Source organism: Streptomyces sp. NPDC059080, from assembly GCF_042739975.1.
GTDB lineage: Bacteria > Actinomycetota > Actinomycetes > Streptomycetales > Streptomycetaceae > Streptomyces > Streptomyces benahoarensis.
Window position 1 is genome coordinate 89,318 of sequence record NZ_JBHYGX010000021.1, and the last position, 21,402, is coordinate 110,719.

Genomic DNA, 21,402 nt, shown 5'->3' on the forward strand with positions numbered 1-21,402 from the left:
GTCCGGCTGCATACCTGCCTGCTTCTGAGCCAGCAGGGACGCAGCAGAAATTCCGCGCTCGAAATAGGGGGGCTATATGGAACAGCGGATTTTGCCCAGTGGCATGGAAGTGGGGGTGCTCGGCCGATGTGTCATTTCCAGCTTCTGCTCTGAGACCGCCACGCACTACGTCGAGTTCAAGCCTCGGCCCGACTACGTACCCCTGCATTCATTTCCGCCTCGCGGCGGTTGCCAGAGGCACGTGGAGGCGAAGTTCGTCAGTGACGAGGAGTACAACCAGCGGTTCCGTGATTCGGAGAGGGCTCTCGGCCCGGATGTGCAGAAGCGCTCGGACTACGTGATCCGTCCGCTGAACACCGAGGAGGCCGCCGAAGTCGCCTACGAACAGGCAGCTCCCGATCGTTGGGCAGCAGACGGCACGATCGGCGCCGTTCGACGCGTCTACGAGATGCACAGTGCCGAGGAAATCGACGGTGTGCTGATCGACGCGTTCTCGGCCGCGCACGTGATCAGGGTGTACGACGCCCTCAACGAGAAGAACCGAGCGAGGTTCGCGAAATTCGACGTTGTGCGCATGGTCGAAGTGGCCTTCCAGTTGGTGCAAAGCCAGAAATAAATGGCCCGCCCTAGTAAAAGCCGTGTCGTCCACGCAGGTCGAGGGCCGAACGGGGAAATCCTCTGCTGGCAGATGGGCTGCGGAATCCTTGCAGTCTGGTGGGAGGACTGGGAGCGCTGGGCGATTAAGCGTTGGCTTTCCACTGCGTATTGTGACGAACACCGAACTGGACCGGATTACCCAGGCCAACCCGGCCACACCGAAAGGCCCGTACGGCAACCCGTGCGGGCCATTTCTCATTCCGAAGGGAAGAACGTGGATCACAAGGTGACGCGGTTCGAGATACCGGAGCGGGACGATTTCTCGACCGAGAACATGACCGGCGCCGAGGCGAACATCCGCATTCGCGGCAAGGTCGTGAACAGCATGGCCGACGAGGTCTGGATCTACGAGGTGCCCGACCGCGAGGGTGTCCCGCTGCGGATCGCCGCCCGCACCGAGCGCCCCGGCGCGTTCACCGGCCCGCGCATGGTCCGGGAGGTGTACGTGCAGCAGGTGACTGGCGACCCGGTGCACGACTTCGACTGGCTGGAGCGGGGCGAGTACCAGCCGCCCCGGCCCAGCCGACAGCCGGTCAAGGTCGGCGACGAGGTGTCCGCCATGCCCGACGGCTTCAGCCTTGGGACGGCCGAGGTGATGTCGGTCGAGTGGAAGTGTCACCCGATGCAGGCGCACTACGAGCTGCCGCCGCTGTGGAAGTGGGAGTGGCGGGTCGAGGTCGAGTTCCACGACGGGCGGAGGCGCGAGGGCCGGTGGCACCCCGACTGGATCTCGAAGAAGTAGGCGACCGGTACGACAACTGAATCAAGTGAGTGAATAGGGAGCCTCGGTGTGCGTGTGTTGCGCCGGTCGGCTCCCTATTCGCTGCGTAATAAAGAAGTGTTTCCATGTCACCCAAACGGCTCGTGGAAGGGGAGGGAATGACGCGAGTTCGAGGTGCGCGCCGCAAGCAGATTGCGCAGCAAAGGCGTGATCGGCTCAAGGCTGCCGAAGAATGCAGCCGGAAGTGCTGGGAGGTGTTCGGACTGCTCCCAGATGAGTACAGGTGCCGGTTCACCTGTGACGAAGCTGACGCGCTGGAGACGTTCCTTCGCACATTCGGCCAGAACGAGTCCGCCGACTACGTCCGGGACGGGCACGCCGACGATGACGAGTGCGGCGACCGTCACCACAAGCCGTGCGACTACTGCCGGGATTCCGAGGGGGACTAATGGACCTGGCGACGCGATTGGACTGCGGCCATACGCCGGGCGAGATTCCCATGTTCCAAGGCCCGGACGTCTTCACGGACCCGCAGACGGGTGAGAGTTGCTGCCGCGCCTGCGACGAGCGTCGGCACTACGGCCGAGTGCGCCACCAGTACGCGGAGTTGGAAGCACGCGGCACGGCAGAAGGGTGGGTGTACGAGTACATCGACACGTCGCACGCCGTCTACGTCCGCAGCGGGGAACTGGTCGGGAAGCTGGTCTGCCGCGCCTACTGGCGGCACCAGGACAACCCGCACTGGGGCATCGAGCAGCCCGCCCACATGTACCGGTTCGCATTCAAGCGCCTGAAGGACGTCGTAACGAATTCGCCTGTCACCGGGTTCGCCCTCGAATTTGAGGACGGCACCCGGGAATCGCTCTGTTACGACAAGATCTGCGTGATCACGCGCGAGTCGGCCGAACAGCAGAGCAACTGAATTGCTGAGCGACTGGGGTGGCGGAAATCCAGGACGCAGCAGCAACGGCGCGCTCCAGGCTTTCGAATCTCGGCCGCTATTAGGGAGAGAAAGTGAACCAGCAGCGAGTAGACCTGGAAATCGGTGACCACATCTTTGTGACTCTGCCGTGGTCCGAGGTGTGTGTGCACATGCAGGTCGCCGACCGGGTCCTGGAGGTCGAAGTCCTCCAGGACGGCGCCCAACTCCACATGGACGGGCGCCCGTACTCCATGGCCATCACATGGGGCGAGGCCGGGATCTACACCGACTCGACCACGGGCAAGCCGTACACCTACGACGCCGAAAGGGTCGGTGCCGGTCATGGGAATTGATCTGGCCTTCGTCGATTCAGAAGCCGTGATCGGCGAGCAAGGCGCATGGATGGACGACAAGACGGAACCGTGCGTGCGGCTCGATGAGCTTTTCGAGAAGTGGTACGAGATCCACGGCCAGTTCCCCTACGGGGCGCTGGAATTCCTGTCCTGGCTGAAGCGGCGCGGCGTTCCCGTCGAGCCGCCGCACTGGGGGGACCTGAGGACCGACAACACGCAGAACACCATCACGTGGCTGGACGAGGACTTCCACTACACGGTCTTCAAGCTCGGCGAGACCTATTACGTCGCGACGAGCGAGGCCCGCACGGTCGCGCACCCCGAGTTCTTCAAGATCACGGCCCCTGAGCCGGACGACTTCTTGAACTTCAGCTCCGCGTGGATCGAGTGCGACGCGGGCCACGCGTACGAGACCGAGGACACCTACCGCTGGCAGTTCTACGTCGAGGGCGTCGGACCGCGCGGGCCGAAGATCCAGCTTCACGAGCTGGACCAGGACGGGGACGGCGACCTGCTGTGCCCGAAGTGCACGAACAAGATCAGGAAGTTGGGAGCGCTCTGATGAAGTGGTTCGATTCAACGCTCAACGTGAAGTACACGCATCCGTCCGAGATCCGTGAAGGGATGCGCTGGGCCCGCGAGGTTCAGAGGCCGATAGGCCCGCACGGCGCCATGCGGCCGTGCACCGAGCTGACGCCGGTGTGGGACATCAGCCTGGGTGCATCGGGGGGTTACTACGGATCGCGGTACCTGTTCCGGCTCAACACCGGGGAGCTGCGCAGCGCGCAGTCCAACGATCGCGTGCCCGTCGACCCGGAGATCATCCCGGAGAACCGGCCGCCGCACGAGAGCACGTGGATCACGAACGAGCCGTTCGGGTTCCATGACCACAAGGCGTTCACGACCGACCGTGAGTGGTACGAGCGCAGCCGCGTGTTGGAGCGATTCGAGGTCGAGGACGGTCGGGTTTACCGGCTGCTGAACGGCAAGCACGGGGTGCTCAAGGTCTGCCGTTGGGACCAGGGGAAGAAGTGGCTGAGCCCGGCGCGTGTCACCCCCGAATGTGCCTACGATCAGTTCGAGGCGATCACCGAGGGGCGGGGCTGGTGAGCGCCGGCCTGGACCAGAGGCCGGCACTCGGGTCGGACGTCCTGTCCGTGCACATCACGGTTCAGTACGACGACAACTACCAGCCGTGGGGCGAGCCGGAGATCCTCGCCGAGGAAACCGAGAAGATCAACAACCACGACTGGGCCGCGTACGAAGTCATCGCGCGCTCCCTTGGCCCGGTCGAGATCGAGCACTCGCTGTGCGGCTGCGTCGTCGCCCTGACGGACACGGGCACGTACAAGGACGCAGCAGAAATCCCGGACGCTCATCTGCGTGAGGTGGCGCAAGACCTCGTCGGCGCAATCCAGGACGAGTACCTGGAAAAGCTGCGTGCGACCCGCGCCGAAATCGACCTCCTCATCCAGCGCATCGAGCAGTCCAGCAAGACCAGTTGAACCACGCCCGGTCAAATTGGTTTGCGATTGCTGTCCCCCTATTCAGCGATTGGCGGGTCCGATACCCGCGCCGGGCACTCACACCATGAATTTCGGGTCAGGGAGGGGAAACAAGAAATGAGCGGATACGGAAGCAAGCGGGCCGTGCGCGAGGTGGTAATCGCGACCCTGGAAAAGGAGGGCCGCAACCCCAGCGCGTACAACATCGCCGGGATCATGCGCGACGCCTTCTACGACCGGGGGCGCGGCTATGGGTACGGCGCCGAGAGCGAGGAGAAGTGGCGGGAGGCCGTCACGAAGTACCGCAAGGCGTTCAGGATCGGCGACATGGTCCGCGTGGTGGTGGAACGCGACAGCGGACACCGCGAGCACCACTACGGGCGTATCGCCCACTTCCTGAAGGCCAACGGTGGCCTGTACCGGGGGACGCCGGTCCGCCCGCACTCCGCGTACATCGAGCTGGAGCACTACAACGCCTACCGGGCCCCGCTCTCCGAGGTCACTCCGGTCCTGGACGACTTCGAGATCTTCCGGGAGTGGTCGGACGTTCACCGGGGCGCGATGAACCCGAACGGCTACTTCCACTGCCTGCGCTGCGCCAGTTACACCTACAAGGGCGCCAAGGTGATGATCGTCCACAAGGTGAGCGGCGAACGCGTCCGCCTGTGCGACGAGTGCTTCGGCGACGACGAGATGGCCCGCCTCGGCTACGAGGTCGTGTGCAGCGAGCGCCGCGGTCGGGAGACGGTCGAGCTGCTGACCGCGAAGCCGGAGCTGATCATCGAGCCGGCCGCCGACTCCATGTACGAGAAGTCCGACGGCGAGCACCTGCGGGAGTGGGCCGACTACTTCGGCTGGCTCGTGCCGGCCGCCGCCGCCGAGCTGTACGCGCAGTGGAAGGCCGAGCGCCAGGCGGTGGCCGCATGAGCAGCGAACGCCGCCCGAAGTACCCGGAGTTGACTCTGCGCATCATTCGGCAGGGAAAGCCGGAGGGCCCCCGCGACGTTCGGGACAGCGCCGACGACCTCGAAGACCGGGACCAGGCCGACATCAAGGCGGGCAAGGCCGTCATGGTCGAAGTCCACCTCCTGCGCAAGGACGACGCGAAGGCGATCCCGCAGCAGATCGACTCGCTCGTCAACCGCGTCGGCCCGCCCTCGGTACTCGGCAACTACTGCCATCCCGAGCACATCTGCGACCCGGAGATCCGGGGTCTCGCCGTCGACATGTGGGCCGTGCACTTCGTGACGGCGGGCGCCCTCGTGCGCTTCGGCGGGCGGGAGTACCGCGTCGAGGCGCTGGAGGACGTCGACCGCGGGCACGCCGAGATCGGCTACTACACCGGCTACGCGTTCTGCCGTCGCACCGACAGCCCGCCGGGTGGTCGGTGCAACCCGAGGCGGCTGCCCGTGGACCAGTTGGTCCCCGCGGACTCAGCAGCAACCCGCAAGACCGGTCAGCCGGTCAGTAAGGAGAAAAAGGCATGAGCTATGAGTTGGTGGACCCGGTGACCCGTGGGGACCTGGTCGAGGCGAACGAGTACTGGAACAAGACGACCGAAGAGTTCGAGGTCGTCAAGAAGCACGGGCCCTACGACATCCAGGAGACATTCCTGACGCCGGAGGGCAAGATCCTCTTCCTCGCCTACAACGGACACGCCGCCCAGCCGTTCGCGGTCGGCATCTACAACTCCGACCACGGCGTCTACTGGACCGACCCGCACAACGCCCGGCGGCACTACGCCTGGCTGATCGCAGAGTCGTTCGGCCTGGTCGTCAACAAGGCGGGCTCGAAGGCGGTCGTCCCGGCCAGCCGCGAGTACGCCACCGACCTGGTCAAGCAGATCAAGCAGGCCCACGACCAGTGGTACGACCTCCCCGACGACGTCGAGGCGGCGCAGGCCGGTGACCAGGTGGCGGAACCCGCCATTTCCCTGGCCAAGCACCTCCAACGAATCGGTGTCCTGTCGGTTCCGGTCTTCGAGGCGCACGAGGTGGTGGGCTGATGCGCGCCACGTTGCAGGTCGTGATGCTCAACCTCCAGCATGCGGCGTACCAGTCGACCCCGGGCGCTCTGATCAAGGACTACGGGCCCCAGGGCAAGGGCCCGATGGGCGAGTACCTTCGGCCGACAACCGATGCCGAGGCCGAGGCACGCCGCCCCGACTTCGAGCGGCTGTCCGCCGAGCTGCGCGAGCGCGACCCCAGCACATACGCGGCGTGGGTGGCCGACTTCGACTTCTGGCGCGAGGGCGACCTGAGCGTGCGGATGCCGCGCGTGGACGCCTACGAGAGGCGCGACGAAGACGGCCTGCGCATCTTCCGCGACCACCGGTTGATCAACACCCGCGAGGTGGCCCCCTGGTTCGACGACGACCAGAAGGCGTACGTGTGGGAATGTCGGCGCTGCGGATTCAAGGGCCACGAGGGCGACCTCATCGCCGGGCCGCGCTGCGAGCCCAGGTCATGACCGGCGGCGTTGGGCGGTCGGCCTGGACCACGGAGACCATCCGGGCAATCGACCTCACCGAGCAGGACACGGTGCTCGTCGGCGGCATCTGGCGCGAGATCTTCGACGTCTGGAAAGACGGCGACGACCCGGCCGCCATGTTCGGTGACGGAGAACCAACCACGGTGGCGCTCCTCGCCAAGACTGACTGGGGCAGCCCCTGCTGGGTCGGCATCCGGTATGTCGACGAGGACCGCTCGACCCCCGACGAGATCGGGGACGCCCTTCACTTCTTCCGGCTTCGCGAGCTGGTGCAGGTGCAGAAGGAACTCCCCTACATGCCGCCGCCGACACCTGCACGACCGTACCGGGGCCGCAAGGGCAAGAAGCGAGGCCGCCGATGACCCGCAGCGTCTACGTCGGCCCCAAGTGGCCGGACAGCGAGCCCGAGCCCGAGGCGTGCTGTCACTTCCGGTGCGCCAACGAGGACTGCCCGAGCCATTACGAGGACCACCCGTGCACCCGGAAGTATCGGGTTCCGGGTGGGTTCATCTGTGAACTCTGCGCGGAAGCGCCCGACACTGAAAGCGAGGGGTACTACCCCGTGATCGACCTCATCGACGCGATACGCCGAGACCACCAGCTCGAATTCACCTGGCAGCATGCCGGGTCCGAGCGCAAGGACGACGACCCCACCGTCTGGCAGAAGTTCGAGGTCCAGGCGTACACCGGCGGCGGAGCCCGGGGCGCGAAGATGAACCTGTTCGTCTCCGACGATGTCGCGGCCGGCATCCTGCGCCCGGACGACCACCCGCACTACCCGCTGACCGGTGAGCCGCTGCTGGTGTGGAAGCTGTGGACCACGGTCTTCGACGACGCCGACATGCAGGTCAAAAAGGCGCCCGAGGACCGCGACGGCTACTGGATCTACGTCGAGCACCTGTTCAGCCGCGACGGCCTGGTCAAGCTCCTCGCCCTGTACCGGCAGCTCGTCAAGGTCGACGTCGAGGCCGACATCCCGATCCGCTCCCGCTACCTGCACGAGTACGGGCACCGGCTCGCCAACACGGGGCGTGGATACAACAACAACCCGCACGGCACGTTCCTGTTCCGGTGCGTGGACTGCAAGCGGGTTGCCCGCGTCGCCGACTTCCGCGAGCACGAGTGCTGGATTCCGATGCTCCTCGATCTGGAGTGCCGGGACGACTTCCAGCAGCTCGCGTTCAAGTTCGTCGGGCCCGATCGTCAGAACAAGTACGGCAGTCGGGACTTCACGATCTGGCACAGGGGGGCGACCGTGGTGGCCCTGTACGAGGCCAACGGCTTCGACCGGGGCACCCTCGACGTCGCCGAGGACATCGAGTTTGACGACCTCCTGGCCGCCGTGATCGACAAGTGGGGCCCGCTGGCGTCGGTGCAGTTCGAGACGCGTCTCTACCCGAGCGGGGAGTAGCCGTGTTCGAGCTGCCCATCGTGTTCGTCCGCTGCATCCGGTACGACAAGGCCGGCTACGACGTACGCGACCGGAACGACCCAGAAGTCTCCTACGGCTTCGTGTGGGACCACCTGGGCGATTCGAAATGGGTCGCTACGTACCCCGACCCCCGGCGCGGCTACGAACGCGACGTTCCAGGATTCGCGAACCGTCGAATGGCCGGGCTTCTCCTCTACCGCTTCAACAAGCCGGAGCTGTCCGGCAGAACGGACTGACCACCATGCCCATCAAGTCGCTCCCACCCGTAGGCGGTTCCATCCAGCCCCACTTCATCTTCACGCGGACCGAGGAGGGCCGAGAGCACTTCGCCGTGCACGCCCGGCTCGACCACTGGACCAGCGACCAGCTCCTCGGCCACGTCTACGAGACGGCCGGCGCCGGGTGGGTGGCCGACTGGAGCAAGGAGAAGGACCGGCCGCAGATCGCCATGCCCGAGTTCCAGTCCAAGGAGGGCGCGGCCTCGGCGCTGTTCTGGTTCCAGCCGCCCACCGTCACGGACCGGTGCGCCGAGTGGTACTCGCCCCGGGACACGTGGGTGAACGTGGCGGTCAAGGTCCGGGCCGAGACCGAGGACATCGCCTACAAGGCCATCGAGGAGAACGCGATGTGCGTGCCGGGCGGCGAGGGTCTGTTCGAGACCGAGGAGACCACCTACAGCCTGTCCATCGAGACCACGCTGTGAGGACGGCCCACCTCCTGGTTCCCGGCACTCGGGTCGCTCAAGACGTGCCCGAGTACGGCACGTGGACCGGCATGGTCGTTGTCTGCCTGTGCAAGCGGCACGTCTGGCAGCAGCAGGTAGGCGACGGCGGCCCCGGCCGCGAGTGCGGTCACGCGAAGTGCGGATTCCCGACTGGTGCATCGGCCTGCCCCTGGCCGCTGCACGTGCGCTGGGACGGCAACGAGGACGATCCCAACGAGTCCCACACGAACCCCGAAGACCTGAAGACGATCAAGGAGGACAAGGTATGAGCCTCGCGGCATTCAAGCGCCGGATCAAGGTCGGCCAGCGCGTAATCGTGATCAACTTCATGCACCCGACGCTCTCGGGGGAGCGCACCGTGCACCAGGTGCAGTCCCGAGCGCTCAAGACCATGGCCGAGGGCGCCCGTGACCCGTGGTCCGTGCCCTGGCCGGCCGCGGGGGAGTGGCGGATCGAGGGAGACACGCTCCACTGGGTGGACTCCGAGAACCCGGACAAGGTCAACGTCTCCTACACCTTCCGCTTCGACACCGCAGAGCAGGCCGAGCCCGAGACGACGGCCGACGGCGACCCCGAAGGCGAGCAGGAGAGCCTTCTGACCAGCTACCGCGTCACCTGGGCGCGGAAGGGACAGGAGCAGTCCCGCACGGAGACCTGCATCGTCGACTCCAACGACATGACACGTCCGGGCGACCCGGAGCAACTTCGGGCCCTGCTGCGCAAGATGCTGGCCGTCCGACACCTGCCGATCGGGCAGGTCGTGCCCGACAACATCGTCCTCCAGGACGTCGTCCCGGTCTGCAACTGCGACCCGTACCCGGGCCAGGACTGCGCCTGGGCCGAGCACAAGGGCGAGCGCTTTCACCTGGAGACCTCCACTCGCCCCGGCTACGAGGTGATCGCCGACCGGCACGGCGACGACGTCCTCGGCACCGTCCGCAACACGCTCAGCGTCGAATTCCTGGCGCTGGTGCGGGAGAAGTACGGCCACCAGTAGAAAGGAGGGAGATCCGCATGGCGGACTCCATCGCCTACGAGGACATCGTGCGGCTGGCCGGCCGGCGAGGCATCGTCGACCGGGAATGGTCCCAGTACCCGGCCCGGCCCGGCAGGCACCTGATCCTCGGCTTCAACAGTGAGGGCGGCGGCTGGGCATGGGCTGAGGCCAAGGACGTCGAGAAGCTGTCGACCGAGTTCCTGGGTATGCCCAACGAGGAGCACGCTCCTGAGCCGGGGCAGCCGTTGACGCTGTGGCAGCAGATCCCCCACGGCTTCGACTCCTACCTGTGGCCCGACTCCTGGGACCGCTGCATGTATTGCGGTCTTTCCCAGGCCGGGGAGATCCATATTCCGGACGAAGGCTGATCCGGGACACAGCACCAATTCACGCGGTTGCCAGTCGGCAGCTGCTTTTTTCATGCCCGGAATCGAGGGGAAACCAGAAATGCACATCAAGTCCAATCAGGAGCAGGTGCCGCAGGGTGGGGAATTCGAGCCGCTGGCGGGCTACGAGGTCGTCTTCGTCCGGCGTGAAGGGCAGCGGCTCATCTTCCGCGACGGCAACGGAGAGTTCTCCCGCTGGGCGACCGCCGACAAGCCCAGCCAGCCGCGCCCGATGATGCTCGGGGAGCGGCGCACGGTGGTCGAGGTAGTACCCGACGCCCGCCCGATCACCGGCGAGTCGATCTACGTGCTCACGCACCAGATGTGCGTGCCGGGCGGGTGGATGGACATCAAGACCACCCGGTGCCGCGCCCCGCAGGACCTGGCCGGGATTTACGCCCCGGGCGGGTCGGACGTCGAGGACGAGAAGTTGCGCGGGTACGCGGCGGCGCTGTACGGGGGGGCCAACGAGTTCATCGACCAGCATCCCTACAGCCGCCTGTACGAGCTGTTGCTGAAGCTGCGCCTCCAGAAGGGCGCCGGCGAGGTCGACGGCGGGGACGACTTGGGCGTGGGCTTCGAGATCGCCGAGCTGCTGGAGAAGGCCCGCACTATGTGACCGGAGGCCGGCGCTCGTATGGCCGGCGCTGAAATGCTCCACGTGTGGGTTCATTGAAAGTCAGTTCCCGTCAATTCTGCGGGAACTGACTTTCTTTGTGTCGGCGCATGGAGGTCGATATGTAGGCCGCAATGAGAACTGTCATTGCATCACCCAAATGGGTGGCTATCCGATCTGGGGCCCGCTCGTTGGTCACGGCACGGGAGTGCAGACCGGGCGGGCCTTTCGCGTTCAGAAGGGAGCACGAGGTGGACAGACCGCTGAAGCGCACGGGATGCAACGAGCGCTGCATCGGGCCCGACAACGACGTGGCCGAGGGCGAGGGCGGTTACGCGAATGAGCGCTGTACCGACTGCCTGGTGCAGGTCTGCGCGTGTGGTGACGACGGCCTGATCACGCTGGTGGCCGACTGGGAGACCGTCACGGACGACGAGGGTTACACCATCTCTCCGGATCTGCTGCCGGTGATCATCACCGTCGCTGCCGGCACCAAGGAAGAGGCCATCGAGGCGGCCTCTGACAAGCTCCAGCGGCACTTCGGTGCCAGCGTCGAGGCCCTCTTCGAGACGCGCATCGAACGCGACTTGTGGTTCGGCCTGAACGAGACCGACCCCTTCCTGCGGCTCGCCGCCGTCCTCAAGGGCGCCCCGGCCGTGATCGACGAGGGTGGCTGTCTCTTCACCGTTCTGCGCTGAACTACCCGTTCTCACAGGAGGTTTTCCATGAAGTGCACGCATATCGAACTGTCCGGCGCGACCCTGACCGACTGCGGCAATGAGGACTTCGACGTGAGCGTGCGGGCCATGCTCAGCGTCGACCTGTCCGGCGAGCCCGAGGATCACAGCGTCGAGCTGGATGGGCTGTCGCGCGAGGACATCTCGATCCTCTGCAAGAAGTGCGGCCAAGTGATCGAGGGCTGCGTCGAGTTCGACCAGGCCCTGACCGCGCTGGTCCTCAAGCTGGAGAAGCGACTGGGCGCCACGATGCAGCACTCCTCCCCCTACGGCTTCGAGGGCGGCACGGAGACCCGCCCAGAGGAGATGACCGCATGAAGCACGTCATCCAGTTCAGCGGCGGCCTCGGATCCTTCGGCGCCGCCATGCGCGTCGCCGAGAAGCACGGCGTCGACGACATGGTCCTGCTGATCGCGGACACCAAGGCTGAGGACGAGGATCTGTGGCGATTCGCCGACGACGTCAGCCGCCTGCTCAAGGTGCCGCTGACGAAGGTCGCCGACGGCCGTGATCCGTGGCAGTTGTTCCGCGACCAGCGGTTCCTCGGCAACGACCGCATCACCCCCTGCACGACGCACTTGAAACAGAAGCCGTGCCGCAAGTGGATGAAGGAACACGCCCCCGTCGGCGACTCCGTCGTCTACATCGGCATCGAGAAGACCAAGCTCGATCGGCGTCGCATCCCTGCCATCGCCCGGAACTGGCGCCCATGGCGCGTGCAGTTCCCGCTGTGCAATCGGTGGGAGCCGGAGCTGAGCAAGGAGAAATCCAAGGCGAGGCTCATGGACCTCTCGCGCTCGTTCGGCATCGAGCCGCCCCGGCTGTACGCGCTCGGCTACGAGCACAACAACTGCTCTGGAGCATGCGTGAGGGCGGGCCAGAAGCAGTGGAAGCGCACGTTGGAGAAGCAACCCGAGCTTTTCGCCCATGCCGAGACCCAGGAGCAGGGTATCCGGGAGTTGCTGGGCAAGCCGGTCTCGATGCTCCGCCAACGCCGCGGAGGCGTCAGCTTCCCACTGCCTCTCTCCGAACTTCGTCGTCAGCACCACGCTGCCACCGCGCTCAACCCCTACCCCGTAAAGGAGTTGTCATGACCACGTCTAAAAAGGCTACGGTGAGCGAACTTCCCCTGCTGAGCACACCGACCGGCGGGACGATGTCCCAGCCGGAAAGCCCCCAGCAGTGGCACGCCCACCCATACGTCTGGGCCTGGCACGCCGGCCTCGGCGCGCTGAGCCGCGAGTACATCGAGCGCGAGTGCCAGACCGCTGCCGACGCCGGCGCCCCGCCGGACGCGGTGTACAAGACCAGAGGCGACGACCCGACCATGCCCGGCAAGTGGATCACTGTCGGGATGATCGCCAGCACCGATCAGCAGAAGCAAGTACGCGAGTACGCCGAGGCTCTGGTCGCGTGGGCGGACGCCCTCAAGGGGCGCCGAGAGCAGAACAAGGTGCAGCCACTTCACCAGGTGCTAGTAGTGCTTGGTCATGTTCGTTCGATGGTGGCGTGTCCGGCTGATTGGTTGTGTCGTTGATCGGGTGTGTTGGATGGGGAGTTGGCTGCGGTCCGGTGTGATCTGGAGGATTTCGCGGCGGAGGTGTTCGAGCCGTTCGCGCGGGCTGATCAGCGCCGGTGGGGTGCGGTCTATCTGCGGGGGCTGCTGCTTGACGGTGGGCGCAAGTCGGTGGAGCCGATGGCCGCGCGGCTGGGCGAGGACGGCAACCGTCAGGCACTTGCTCACTTCGTCACCTCCAGCCCGTGGGATCCGGCGTATGTGCGGGCCCGTCTCGCGTGGCGCATGCAGCCGGTCATCAGGCCGACGGCGCTGATCGTGGACGACACCGGTTTCCTCAAGGACGGGGACGCATCCGCGTGTGTGACCAGGCAGTACACCGGCACTGCGGGCAAGGTCACCAACTGCCAGGCCGGTGTCTCGCTGCACCTGGCCTCGGATCACGCTTCGGCCGCGGTCAACTGGCGCCTGTTCCTGCCCGGGAGCTGGGATCCCGCTTCTGCGAAGGCCGATCCGGTCAAGGTGGGTCGGCGGGACAAGTGCGCCGTCCCCGCCGAGGTGGGCCATGTCGAGAAGTGGCAGCTGGCCCTCGACATGATCGATGAGACGCGGTCGTGGGGTATCGAGGTCCCGATGGTCGTCGCCGATGGCGGCTACGGCGATACCGCCGCCTTCCGGCTCGGCCTGGAAGACCGCGGCCTCAACTACGTGGTGGGCATCTCCACCACGACCACCGCCCAGCCCGGGGACGCACGGCCGTCGGCCCCTGCCTGCACCGGCCGGGGCCGACGGCCGGCCCCGGCCTATCCCGAGCCGGCCCGGACCGTGAAGGGCTTGGTCATCGCGGCCGGCAAGTCTGCCGCACGACCGGTGCAGTGGCGCGAAGGCTCGCGGCCGGGCAGTGGCCGCAGCGGACACAAGCGCATGTACTCCCGCTTCGTCGCCCTGCGGATCCGGCCCGCAGGCCGCGAGATCCGCAAAGCCACTGACGGCACTGAGCTTCCAGTGCGCTGGCTGCTGGCCGAATGGCCCGCCGCAGAAGACGAACCCGTGCAGTTCTGGCTGTCCGACCTGCCCGAGAACACCCCGCTGGCCACCCTCGTCCGCACCGCGAAACTGCGCTGGCGCATCGAGAACGACTACCGCGAGATGAAACAGGCCCTGGGCCTGGCCCACTTCGAGGGCCGCACCTGGCCCGGCTGGCACCACCACGTCACCCTCGTCTCGGCCGCCCACGCCTTCTGCACCCTGCAACGGCTGACCCGATCCCCAAAAGAGACGGCGCCGGCCTGAGCCTCTACCGGGTCGTCCGCGAAATGCAGCTACTCCTCGCACTCTGGACCGGCGCCTGCCCCACCTGCCACCGCGACATACCAAACCCCGCACCAACATGACCAAGCACTACTAGCGAGCGGCCCGGCTGGTCCGGCACCGAAGTCAGAGGCTGGTGACAAGATGCCCCCCATGAACATCCGCGCTGACGAGAAGCCCGACGGCGAGTTCATCGAATTCGGACTCCACCCCTCCGCGAAGAGGCACCCGCTGGCCTTCGGCCCCATCGCGATCTACCTCGGGATCGAGCACTACACCGAGGAGAACGCACAAGAGTGCCAGCGCCGCGCCAAGGCGTTCTTCAAGGTCTTCGACGACATGGGGAAGCCGCTCCTCCACAAGGCGGACGGTACCCCCTTCACCGCCGAGAACATCGACGAGACGTTCATCCGGCACCACCTGGGACAGCGCCCTGGATTCGAGCGCCGCACGAACGAGGATTTCGACGAGCACGTGGCGCACGTCAGGGCTCGGCGTACCGCCGACGCCTGAGCGCTCCCAGCCGGCCACGGACACAACCGCAACGCTAGCGCCCATCCAGGTCGCGAGACACTGGAGGTACACGCCGAGCGGATGCCGTGGCCGGCTGCTGTTCTCGCTGCTTCCTCCGTCAGCTCATCTCTCTTACAAGGAAGGTGAGTTGGAGCCGAGCGCTGCTGCGATCTCAGCCGTCAACGAACGTCAGCGAGCGTATTCAGAACGACCATTCGGGAGGGTCACGTGGCCAGCACGGGCTACCGCATGAAGTACATCGACAGCGACATGAACGAGCGCTCGATCCGGGAGCGTTCCATTCAACGGTTGGAATATGTCGAGGAGCACGCACCCTGCGGTCGATTCGAGATCCGTGCTGCCACCAACGAACTGTGGGACGCCCATGAGGTCCGATCACTTCAACAGCGTGGCCTGTGGGACGTCGAATGGATGGAACCTGGAGACGAGAATCATGAAGGCGGCTGGCGCATTCTCGGATTGGGTGAAGTCGGGCGGAATGTGCTCAGAAAGTGGCGCGAGCGGAAAATCTCCTAGGAGTGACCCGTAGCTGATACCGAAAAACGCTCCCGCCGACAGGGGGTCGCTCTGCGCCACGGCTGCCGGAGGGCCCGCGGGTGCGCTCCAGGTGCTGCCTGGACGGGCGGCCATGCCTCAGCCGGCAAGCTACGTGCAGCTGGCGCGGCTGTAGGCTGAGCTTCGCCCACGCCGCCGAACGAGTGAATCCACCCTCCCTTCGGGGGCCTCGGATGGTAATGCTTCACCTCAGCTCGACCCGTCGGGAATCGTGAGGTCGTCCCCCGAATGGGTGATCAAAACACCCTGAACGTGAGGCGGTCGTTAGCATTTCGTAGGGAAACATCCCGCCCGGAGTGCGCGGTGCGCGTTCGGCGCGGGCATATGCAGACCAGCGCTCTTCAACCAGCCTTTCCTGCTGCATTGAGTCGGCCTTCGCGAAAATATGGCCCAAGGCAACGGGCCCCACGAGGGTGGCCGCTACAGTTCGGCCGAAGCAGTATTTTCATGACGCCCTGGAGGAAGAGACATGGCGCAGAAGATCCGGGTCCGTCTGGTGGACGATCTGGATGGCAGCCAGGCCGACGAGACAGTGAGCTTCACCTTTGATGGCAAGCCGCGAGAAATCGAACTGTCTCGCGAAAATGCGGCGAAATTCCGTGCCCTCATGGAGCCGTACATGCTGGCCAGCCACCCCGCCAAGGCTGACAACCTCGCCGTCAAAGGCGCCCCCGCCCCCACCCAGGCATCGCTACGCGAAGAAGCAGCAGCCATCCGCGACTGGGCATATCGCCACCACCTGCCCATCAACCCCCTCGGCCGCATCCCGGAGAAGACCCGCAAAGCCTGGGAACGGCACACCCGCCACGGCGACCGATCCGCCCTCGACGGCCTCCTCGCCAGGGCCGGCATCGATCCGTCCCTGCCGGCCGGCGAATCGCGCAACGTGGTTCCCATCGCCGTCGGCAAGGCATCACCTCAAGACCAGCTCGAACGTCTTGCGCGAACCATCGGGAAGCTCTCACCCCCGCAGGAAAAACGCCTCCGGGAAGCCTGCGCCGGAGACGGCAGCGCCATCGCTGACGACGCCACAGACCGCAGCAGCTACGAAGCGCTCTGCCGACGGGGCTGCATGACCCTGGAAGCCGTAGACACCTACCTCGTCACAGACGTGGGCCGCACCTGGGTCCGCCTCAACCAGACAGCACTGTCGGCCTGACCCCGATCGCCCTACCGACCCCGTCAACCGGCGGGGTCTTCGTCATGCCCGGAAACAGGAGCCCACCATGGCCCAGCGCACCATCGTCACCCTCATCGACGACCTCAACCCCGGCGCCGAGATCGAAGCAGCCGAGACCGTGGCCTTCGCCCTCGACGGCGTCCACTATGAGATCGACCTCAGCGCCGAGAACGCCCACACCCTCCGCGCCCGACTCAAGCAGTTCACACAGGCCGGCCGCATCGTCACGAGCGTCCCCAAGCGGACCCAGCGCACCACGGCCGAGGCCGCCAGCACCACCACCTCCCTCAGCCGGACCCAGAGCGGCACGGACCCCGCCGTCATCGGCGCCTGGGCCGTGGAAAAGGGACTGCGTGAGCCCGGCAAGCCGGGCCGGATCTCCAACTCCATCAAGGACGCGTATGCCGCGTCCCAGGCCGGTGACGACGGTCCCCTCAACGAACTGCGAGCCCGCATCCGGGCTGTCGGATCGGCCACCGAGCCCGTCAAACAGCTTGACCACTCCGTCGCTGCTACAGCAACCGTCGAAACCAAGGACACCGAAGGATTCAGCGACAACCCCGACGAAGCGGAGGCCCGCAAGCACTACAAGCCCAACACCCGCTTCAGCCCGCAGATGGACGACCCCAAGAAATGGGCCCGCCGCACCTGCTCCGGCCACCCCCAGGGCATCGACAAGGTGGAGAAGTGGACGCTGATGGACCGCATCAACGCCCTCAGCAGCCAGCACCTCACCATCCTTGGACAGCTCGCCGGCATCATTCCCACGAAGACCGGCAAGATTTCCTACCTGAAGACCAGCGACATGCGCCTCCAGAACCTGGAGGTCATCGAATACGACCCCGAGTCCCCGTGCCTCTGGACCATCACGGACTTCGGCCGCTACGCGCACCAGGTCCGCAGCATCGGCGAGTAGCCCGTGTGTTCAGCACGGAATCTTCATGGATGTGGTGGTGAAGCCCGCGGTACGTACGCCGCGGGCCACCTCGACAAGTGCAGAACGTTCACCCATTAGAGTGGCTCGGAAACAATTCTCAACTGTCCGTTCCAGCCAGTGGAGTTTGGCCGCTAGTTTGGCCAGAACGAAATTGGATCACCACGAGGAGCGACAGTGGAAGACCGCGTCGTCACGCAGGCAGAGGTCTACGCCTACATGGAGAACATCCCTGCCGAACTCTCTGACTGCGCCGCAGGGAAGCACCTCTGGAAGCCTCACAACTGGCACGGATGGAACGCACACGGAGGCGTCGTCCGCAACCCCCGTAACGCCGTAGCCCTCGACATCACCGAGCGTTGCAAGCCTTGCGGCATGAAGCGGCACTGCATCATCACCGCCAACCGAGGCCGGCCCGTCGACCGGACCACCTACAGCTACACCGAACGCAACCCGCTCATCACCAGCCCCCACGGAGTCTCCGAAACCGGAGTCAGCGTCCGCCGCGAAATGGGTCTGACCACCATCTACGACCGCATCCTCGCCGCCCCCATCGAACTCAGGCAGGCCGACTCGGATAAGCGCGGAGGCAAGACCATGGGGGCTGCCTGATGGCAAAGGAACTCACACCCACCACCATCTGCGACTGGCACGCCAGCCTCCATGCGCCGGTCTCCATCGCGGCCGGCCACGTACGCACGCTAGAAAACGGCAAGGAAGTCGACGTCTGCGACGTCTGCGCCTGGGTCTTCGACATGTACTACGCCCGGCGCGAATCCATCCTCACGATGCTCCAGCCCGGCGTCCTCGACGCGTTCTACCGCTCCGCACGTGAGCCGCAGCCCTCGCACCGCGTCCCCGCCCAGCTCGCCCTCGCTACTGGCCGGGCGCCAGCGCAGCTTTCCTCCAGCGATAAGCCCAAGGCGCCCGTCGGCGCCGGAAGCAAAGCCAAGTTCGGCGCCTGGAAGGACGACGTCGTACAGGTCCGCTGCCCACTCAAGCACCGGGGCAGCGCCCGGAAATACTGGGTGCCACTGCGGGAGCGCACCAACCACGCCCACAGCCACAAGAAGGGCGACGGAACCCGTTACGACGGTCCCGACATCTCCTTCGAACTCCAGCCGGGGCAGCAGTTCACTCATTTCTGTACCGAGCATCAGGTGTGCGCCGAGAACGGCGGATACGGCTTCATCAGCCAAGTCGCCCTGACGGCCCATCTCACCAAGTCCACGGGCTGGCAGCGAGCTACGGAAGAAGCTAAGGACGCAGCAGAAACGCGCCTTCAGGAACAGGCTGCATAGCGTCGAACCCGTACTGAGAACGCCCCCGGCCGGCCTGGACCCCGCACCGGGGGCTTCTTCATGTCCGCGAATGCAGAGGCACGCCAAATGGGGGACGACCTGACAATTTCAGAACGGAAAATCGGCGGTCACGAAATTTTGCGTCAAGCGGGTGTGTGTCTCACTCGTCCGCATGGATGAGCAGCCCGCCATTGGGTTGACGTAATAACATTCTTTGTCTGTTTGAGCTGATTCACGCCTAACGTGCCAACATGTCCGAAGACATCACGTTCGTGTGGAAAAAGGGGCCGCCGCTCCTCCCCTCCGAGCGCCGCCGACTCCTGCAACTCCTCTTCGGTGACCCCGAAGACGGGCTACGCTCCCCAAAAAACGAACCGGCCCCTACGCGCTTGCAGCAGCGCACAGAGGCCGACTCCTACCCGGCGGTGTCCAACCACCCCGGTGATGGAACAGTCTCGGAGGACTGAACAATGCCAATTGTGGCACGCCCACGCCTGGCCGCTTCTGCGGCCATCGTCGTCGCGAAGTATGCGCGCGTTTCCACCCTGGACCAGCTCGACGGCTTCGGCCTCGAAGACCAGGACAAGATCAGCAACGGATGGCTCGACCGCCACCCCGAGGCGACCGTCTACGACGAGTACGTGGACGAAGCTGTCTCCGGAGCCTTGGAGAGCCGTCCCGAGATGGACCGCCTTGTGGTGGACGCCCACAAGCAGCACTTCAACCGCATCTTGGTCCCCAAAGTCGACCGCATCGGCCGCACCGCCCGCGCCGCCTACCAGTGGGCCTGGAACATGGCGGACATCGGCGTCTACTTCATCTCGGTCACCGAGGGCATCGATACCAGCACAGACGCTGGCTGGTCCCAGTTCATGCAGTACGTCACCTTCTCCGAGATGGAGTGGCGACGTATTAAGGAGCGCACGTTCGCCGGCCGAGAGCTGAAGATCAGCTACGGCGGCTGGCCCGGCGGCCCCGCCCCCTATGGCTACAAGATCGCCCAGGACACCTCCTGGGTCGGCAAGCGCCGCAAGAAGTTCTCCGTCCTCGTCACCGACGAGCACGAATCCCTGGTCCTTGATGTCGCGGTCGGACTCCTCGTGGACGACGGCAAGAACTTCACCGAGGCGTGCGACGAACTCAACGAACGCAAGCTCTTCACCCGCAGTGGAGTGCCCTGGACCGTCGGAAACCTCCGCAACCGCCTCTACAGCGAGACCATCCACGACGGCTACGTGGTCTACCGCAAGACCAACCGGGGAAACGGCAAGAACACCACCCTCCGCTACGAGGACGGCACCCCGGTCTACGGCGACCAGGTCAAGATCGGCGTCCCGCCCATCTTCAGCGAGGAGCGCGCCAGGGTCCTCATGGAGACGATGAAGAAGATCGGTTTCCGAAACGGCCGCAGCACCGACCGCGTCTACCCTCTCTCGGTCCGCATCCACGGTCGTTGCGGAGAGGACTACACGGGTACCGTCCGTGGCGGCGGAAGCAATGCCCGCTCCTACCGCTGCAACGGGCTGCGGGCCAAGGGTGAATCCTGCGGTGAGCCGTACTTCGATGCCGATGACATCGAAGGCGTCATTTGGGCGGAACTGACCAAGCTCCTCAAGGATGAAGAGCGCCTCAAGGCCATGGCCGCCGAGTGGGTCAACAGCCTTCCCGGCGACAAAGAGAAGTACGAGAAGCGCGTCGCCGAGTACACCAAGAAGATCGCTGAGCAGGACCATCTCATCAACGACACGGTCCCCCAGTACATGCGCGAGCGCATCGATCCCAAGGTCGTAGCCGCCGCCGTCCGCACCATGCAGGACGACTTGGAGAAGTACAAGAAGGAGCGCAGCTTCGCGGAGCAGTGGCTGGAGGCGTACGCCGAGTACGACCGCCAGGCCCACAACTTGGTCGACATCGCCAACAACGCCCGCGAACGTCTGGACGACATGAGTCTGGAGGAACGCAAGGAAATCTTCGACATGTTCAATCTGTCCGTCGTCCCCGGCAAGATGGATAACGTCGCCAAGCCAGGTGTGCGGTGCAGCGTGCAGCACTGGCACTGGGAAACCGGCACCCTCGTTCCGCCGGACCCGACAGACGTCGAGTGGGACGCCGTCCTCGAAACGCTCCGGCCGTTCTTCGACGGTAAGAAGAAGAAGCACTTCACGAGCAAGTACGACATCCGTCAGCAGTTCTGCGGGATGCTCCATCGCCTCCGCCACGGCCTCTCGTGGGTCGAGATGCCGCTTACCTGGGGGCCCATCAGCCCCATGAGGGAGAGGCAGCTCACGTGGTTCAAGGCCGGTGGCTGGTCCGCAATCATGGAGACGATGCGAGCCAATGAACGGGGAGTAGAGGCGTACAAGCGACCGACGCTGCCACAGCTCACGGTGACGGGGCAGCTACGTGCCGGCCTGCTGGCAGAGGTCCGGAGCGAGGAGCCCCGGCCGAAGCCGGTCGATCCCAACAGCGTCAAGACGGACGGTCCTGGCTACACCGTTCTTTCTCAGACTGCTCAAATCGGTTTCGAGACC

General features: G+C 65.4%; 33 protein-coding genes. 32 read left to right on the forward strand and 1 reads right to left on the reverse strand.

All coding sequences use genetic code 11. The features are described 5' to 3' along the window. Positions 1-76 precede the first annotated feature (76 nt). Together ACFWWQ_RS18400 and ACFWWQ_RS18405 are read left to right on the forward strand one after the other, a co-directional pair. Positions 77-616, forward strand: a complete 540-nt coding sequence (locus ACFWWQ_RS18400; protein WP_384597344.1) for a hypothetical protein — start codon at positions 77-79, stop codon at positions 614-616. 255 nt (positions 617-871) lie between these two features. Continuing rightward, a complete protein-coding gene (locus ACFWWQ_RS18405; RefSeq protein WP_384597345.1) occupies positions 872-1,399 on the forward strand; it encodes a hypothetical protein in 528 nt (175 codons plus the stop codon). A 107-nt stretch (positions 1,400-1,506) separates the two neighbouring features. Here the strand turns inward: ACFWWQ_RS18405 and ACFWWQ_RS18410 are convergent, their stop codons facing one another. Continuing rightward, positions 1,507-1,788 (reverse strand): hypothetical protein, encoded by a 282-nt coding sequence (locus tag ACFWWQ_RS18410; RefSeq protein WP_384597347.1) that lies wholly within the window; start codon positions 1,786-1,788, stop codon positions 1,507-1,509. 89 nt (positions 1,789-1,877) lie between these two features. Here ACFWWQ_RS18410 and ACFWWQ_RS18415 point away from each other — a divergent pair, with 89 nt between their 5' ends. The 30 genes from ACFWWQ_RS18415 to ACFWWQ_RS18560 form a co-directional block, all read left to right on the forward strand. Next, complete coding sequence (locus tag ACFWWQ_RS18415; RefSeq protein WP_384597349.1) at positions 1,878-2,300, forward strand: hypothetical protein; 423 nt, start codon at positions 1,878-1,880, stop codon at positions 2,298-2,300. A 92-nt stretch (positions 2,301-2,392) separates the two neighbouring features. Next, positions 2,393-2,653 (forward strand): hypothetical protein, encoded by a 261-nt coding sequence (locus ACFWWQ_RS18420; RefSeq protein ID WP_384597351.1) that lies wholly within the window; start codon positions 2,393-2,395, stop codon positions 2,651-2,653. Next, positions 2,643-3,215 carry a hypothetical protein gene (locus tag ACFWWQ_RS18425; protein WP_384597353.1) on the forward strand — a complete coding sequence of 191 codons (573 nt, stop codon included), beginning with the start codon at positions 2,643-2,645 and terminating at the stop codon, positions 3,213-3,215. The genes ACFWWQ_RS18420 and ACFWWQ_RS18425 overlap by 11 nt, the downstream gene beginning before the upstream one ends. Continuing rightward, a complete protein-coding gene (locus tag ACFWWQ_RS18430) occupies positions 3,215-3,763 on the forward strand; it encodes a hypothetical protein (RefSeq protein WP_384597355.1) in 549 nt (182 codons plus the stop codon). Before ACFWWQ_RS18425 ends, ACFWWQ_RS18430 begins: the two co-directional genes overlap by 1 nt. Continuing rightward, complete coding sequence (locus ACFWWQ_RS18435) at positions 3,760-4,158, forward strand: hypothetical protein (RefSeq protein ID WP_384597357.1); 399 nt, start codon at positions 3,760-3,762, stop codon at positions 4,156-4,158. The genes ACFWWQ_RS18430 and ACFWWQ_RS18435 overlap by 4 nt, the downstream gene beginning before the upstream one ends. A gap of 144 nt (positions 4,159-4,302) precedes the next feature. Further along, complete coding sequence (locus tag ACFWWQ_RS18440; RefSeq protein WP_384597359.1) at positions 4,303-5,085, forward strand: hypothetical protein; 783 nt, start codon at positions 4,303-4,305, stop codon at positions 5,083-5,085. Beyond that, on the forward strand, positions 5,082-5,645 hold the full coding sequence (locus ACFWWQ_RS18445; RefSeq protein ID WP_384597361.1) for a hypothetical protein: 564 nt from the start codon (positions 5,082-5,084) through the stop codon (positions 5,643-5,645). The genes ACFWWQ_RS18440 and ACFWWQ_RS18445 overlap by 4 nt, the downstream gene beginning before the upstream one ends. Continuing rightward, entirely contained in the window at positions 5,642-6,163 is a 522-nt protein-coding gene (locus tag ACFWWQ_RS18450; RefSeq protein ID WP_384597363.1) for a hypothetical protein, read from the forward strand. The genes ACFWWQ_RS18445 and ACFWWQ_RS18450 overlap by 4 nt, the downstream gene beginning before the upstream one ends. Next, a complete protein-coding gene (locus ACFWWQ_RS18455) occupies positions 6,163-6,627 on the forward strand; it encodes a hypothetical protein (RefSeq protein WP_384597365.1) in 465 nt (154 codons plus the stop codon). The genes ACFWWQ_RS18450 and ACFWWQ_RS18455 overlap by 1 nt, the downstream gene beginning before the upstream one ends. Beyond that, on the forward strand, positions 6,624-7,010 hold the full coding sequence (locus ACFWWQ_RS18460; protein ID WP_384597367.1) for a hypothetical protein: 387 nt from the start codon (positions 6,624-6,626) through the stop codon (positions 7,008-7,010). Before ACFWWQ_RS18455 ends, ACFWWQ_RS18460 begins: the two co-directional genes overlap by 4 nt. Continuing rightward, positions 7,007-8,059 carry a hypothetical protein gene (locus ACFWWQ_RS18465; protein WP_384597369.1) on the forward strand — a complete coding sequence of 351 codons (1,053 nt, stop codon included), beginning with the start codon at positions 7,007-7,009 and terminating at the stop codon, positions 8,057-8,059. The genes ACFWWQ_RS18460 and ACFWWQ_RS18465 overlap by 4 nt, the downstream gene beginning before the upstream one ends. Positions 8,060-8,061: 2 nt before the next feature. Further along, positions 8,062-8,316 carry a hypothetical protein gene (locus tag ACFWWQ_RS18470; RefSeq protein ID WP_384597371.1) on the forward strand — a complete coding sequence of 85 codons (255 nt, stop codon included), beginning with the start codon at positions 8,062-8,064 and terminating at the stop codon, positions 8,314-8,316. A gap of 5 nt (positions 8,317-8,321) precedes the next feature. Continuing rightward, entirely contained in the window at positions 8,322-8,783 is a 462-nt protein-coding gene (locus ACFWWQ_RS18475; RefSeq protein WP_384597373.1) for a hypothetical protein, read from the forward strand. A gap of 44 nt (positions 8,784-8,827) precedes the next feature. Further along, on the forward strand, positions 8,828-9,073 hold the full coding sequence (locus tag ACFWWQ_RS18480) for a hypothetical protein (RefSeq protein ID WP_384597375.1): 246 nt from the start codon (positions 8,828-8,830) through the stop codon (positions 9,071-9,073). After that, on the forward strand, positions 9,070-9,801 hold the full coding sequence (locus tag ACFWWQ_RS18485) for a hypothetical protein (RefSeq protein WP_384597377.1): 732 nt from the start codon (positions 9,070-9,072) through the stop codon (positions 9,799-9,801). The genes ACFWWQ_RS18480 and ACFWWQ_RS18485 overlap by 4 nt, the downstream gene beginning before the upstream one ends. Before the next feature lie 17 nt (positions 9,802-9,818). Next, a complete protein-coding gene (locus ACFWWQ_RS18490) occupies positions 9,819-10,169 on the forward strand; it encodes a hypothetical protein (RefSeq protein WP_384597379.1) in 351 nt (116 codons plus the stop codon). A gap of 79 nt (positions 10,170-10,248) precedes the next feature. After that, positions 10,249-10,806, forward strand: coding sequence for a hypothetical protein (locus ACFWWQ_RS18495; protein ID WP_384597381.1), 558 nt, complete (start codon positions 10,249-10,251; stop codon positions 10,804-10,806). Positions 10,807-11,054: 248 nt separating this feature from the next. After that, entirely contained in the window at positions 11,055-11,501 is a 447-nt protein-coding gene (locus ACFWWQ_RS18500) for a hypothetical protein (RefSeq protein WP_384597383.1), read from the forward strand. Positions 11,502-11,528: 27 nt separating this feature from the next. After that, the gene (locus tag ACFWWQ_RS18505; RefSeq protein ID WP_384597385.1) at positions 11,529-11,858 is read left to right on the forward strand and encodes a hypothetical protein; all 330 of its coding nucleotides are present in this window, start codon (positions 11,529-11,531) and stop codon (positions 11,856-11,858) included. Then, positions 11,855-12,634 carry a hypothetical protein gene (locus ACFWWQ_RS18510; protein ID WP_384597387.1) on the forward strand — a complete coding sequence of 260 codons (780 nt, stop codon included), beginning with the start codon at positions 11,855-11,857 and terminating at the stop codon, positions 12,632-12,634. Before ACFWWQ_RS18505 ends, ACFWWQ_RS18510 begins: the two co-directional genes overlap by 4 nt. After that, complete coding sequence (locus ACFWWQ_RS18515) at positions 12,631-13,077, forward strand: hypothetical protein (RefSeq protein WP_384597389.1); 447 nt, start codon at positions 12,631-12,633, stop codon at positions 13,075-13,077. Before ACFWWQ_RS18510 ends, ACFWWQ_RS18515 begins: the two co-directional genes overlap by 4 nt. A gap of 6 nt (positions 13,078-13,083) precedes the next feature. After that, positions 13,084-14,349 (forward strand): IS701 family transposase, encoded by a 1,266-nt coding sequence (locus tag ACFWWQ_RS18520; protein ID WP_384597391.1) that lies wholly within the window; start codon positions 13,084-13,086, stop codon positions 14,347-14,349. Positions 14,350-14,520: 171 nt separating this feature from the next. Further along, positions 14,521-14,880, forward strand: a complete 360-nt coding sequence (locus ACFWWQ_RS18525) for a hypothetical protein (protein WP_384597393.1) — start codon at positions 14,521-14,523, stop codon at positions 14,878-14,880. A gap of 228 nt (positions 14,881-15,108) precedes the next feature. Beyond that, a complete protein-coding gene (locus tag ACFWWQ_RS18530) occupies positions 15,109-15,417 on the forward strand; it encodes a hypothetical protein (RefSeq protein ID WP_384597395.1) in 309 nt (102 codons plus the stop codon). A gap of 508 nt (positions 15,418-15,925) precedes the next feature. Next, positions 15,926-16,615, forward strand: coding sequence for an Lsr2 family protein (locus tag ACFWWQ_RS18535; protein WP_384597397.1), 690 nt, complete (start codon positions 15,926-15,928; stop codon positions 16,613-16,615). A 67-nt stretch (positions 16,616-16,682) separates the two neighbouring features. Further along, complete coding sequence (locus ACFWWQ_RS18540; RefSeq protein WP_384597399.1) at positions 16,683-17,552, forward strand: Lsr2 family protein; 870 nt, start codon at positions 16,683-16,685, stop codon at positions 17,550-17,552. A 195-nt stretch (positions 17,553-17,747) separates the two neighbouring features. Beyond that, positions 17,748-18,182, forward strand: coding sequence for a hypothetical protein (locus ACFWWQ_RS18545; protein WP_384597401.1), 435 nt, complete (start codon positions 17,748-17,750; stop codon positions 18,180-18,182). Next, a complete protein-coding gene (locus tag ACFWWQ_RS18550; protein WP_384597403.1) occupies positions 18,182-18,871 on the forward strand; it encodes a hypothetical protein in 690 nt (229 codons plus the stop codon). The genes ACFWWQ_RS18545 and ACFWWQ_RS18550 overlap by 1 nt, the downstream gene beginning before the upstream one ends. A gap of 251 nt (positions 18,872-19,122) precedes the next feature. Then, positions 19,123-19,338: a hypothetical protein gene (locus ACFWWQ_RS18555; protein WP_384597405.1), complete on the forward strand. Its 216-nt coding sequence runs from the start codon at positions 19,123-19,125 to the stop codon at positions 19,336-19,338. A 12-nt stretch (positions 19,339-19,350) separates the two neighbouring features. After that, positions 19,351-21,402, forward strand: a 2,052-nt coding sequence (locus ACFWWQ_RS18560; protein WP_384597406.1) for a recombinase family protein, incomplete at its 3' end; no start/stop codon positions are given.

Bases quoted from the DNA above. Each gene is read 5' to 3' on its own strand.
- ACFWWQ_RS18450 (WP_384597363.1), top strand. From the start codon at position 5,642: ATGAGCTATGAGTTGGTGGACCCGGTGACCCGTGGGGACCTGGTCGAG.
- ACFWWQ_RS18430 (WP_384597355.1), top strand. From the start codon at position 3,215: ATGAAGTGGTTCGATTCAACGCTCAACGTGAAGTACACGCATCCGTCC.
- ACFWWQ_RS18515 (WP_384597389.1), top strand. From the start codon at position 12,631: ATGACCACGTCTAAAAAGGCTACGGTGAGCGAACTTCCCCTGCTGAGC.
- ACFWWQ_RS18495 (WP_384597381.1), top strand. From the start codon at position 10,249: ATGCACATCAAGTCCAATCAGGAGCAGGTGCCGCAGGGTGGGGAATTC.
- ACFWWQ_RS18400 (WP_384597344.1), top strand. From the start codon at position 77: ATGGAACAGCGGATTTTGCCCAGTGGCATGGAAGTGGGGGTGCTCGGC.
- ACFWWQ_RS18550 (WP_384597403.1), top strand. From the start codon at position 18,182: ATGGCAAAGGAACTCACACCCACCACCATCTGCGACTGGCACGCCAGC.
- ACFWWQ_RS18445 (WP_384597361.1), top strand. From the start codon at position 5,082: ATGAGCAGCGAACGCCGCCCGAAGTACCCGGAGTTGACTCTGCGCATC.
- ACFWWQ_RS18455 (WP_384597365.1), top strand. From the start codon at position 6,163: ATGCGCGCCACGTTGCAGGTCGTGATGCTCAACCTCCAGCATGCGGCG.
- ACFWWQ_RS18540 (WP_384597399.1), top strand. From the start codon at position 16,683: ATGGCCCAGCGCACCATCGTCACCCTCATCGACGACCTCAACCCCGGC.
- ACFWWQ_RS18460 (WP_384597367.1), top strand. From the start codon at position 6,624: ATGACCGGCGGCGTTGGGCGGTCGGCCTGGACCACGGAGACCATCCGG.
- ACFWWQ_RS18485 (WP_384597377.1), top strand. From the start codon at position 9,070: ATGAGCCTCGCGGCATTCAAGCGCCGGATCAAGGTCGGCCAGCGCGTA.
- ACFWWQ_RS18475 (WP_384597373.1), top strand. From the start codon at position 8,322: ATGCCCATCAAGTCGCTCCCACCCGTAGGCGGTTCCATCCAGCCCCAC.
- ACFWWQ_RS18525 (WP_384597393.1), top strand. From the start codon at position 14,521: ATGAACATCCGCGCTGACGAGAAGCCCGACGGCGAGTTCATCGAATTC.
- ACFWWQ_RS18505 (WP_384597385.1), top strand. From the start codon at position 11,529: ATGAAGTGCACGCATATCGAACTGTCCGGCGCGACCCTGACCGACTGC.
- ACFWWQ_RS18490 (WP_384597379.1), top strand. From the start codon at position 9,819: ATGGCGGACTCCATCGCCTACGAGGACATCGTGCGGCTGGCCGGCCGG.
- ACFWWQ_RS18535 (WP_384597397.1), top strand. From the start codon at position 15,926: ATGGCGCAGAAGATCCGGGTCCGTCTGGTGGACGATCTGGATGGCAGC.
- ACFWWQ_RS18465 (WP_384597369.1), top strand. From the start codon at position 7,007: ATGACCCGCAGCGTCTACGTCGGCCCCAAGTGGCCGGACAGCGAGCCC.
- ACFWWQ_RS18510 (WP_384597387.1), top strand. From the start codon at position 11,855: ATGAAGCACGTCATCCAGTTCAGCGGCGGCCTCGGATCCTTCGGCGCC.
- ACFWWQ_RS18555 (WP_384597405.1), top strand. From the start codon at position 19,123: ATGTCCGAAGACATCACGTTCGTGTGGAAAAAGGGGCCGCCGCTCCTC.
- ACFWWQ_RS18415 (WP_384597349.1), top strand. From the start codon at position 1,878: ATGTTCCAAGGCCCGGACGTCTTCACGGACCCGCAGACGGGTGAGAGT.
- ACFWWQ_RS18425 (WP_384597353.1), top strand. From the start codon at position 2,643: ATGGGAATTGATCTGGCCTTCGTCGATTCAGAAGCCGTGATCGGCGAG.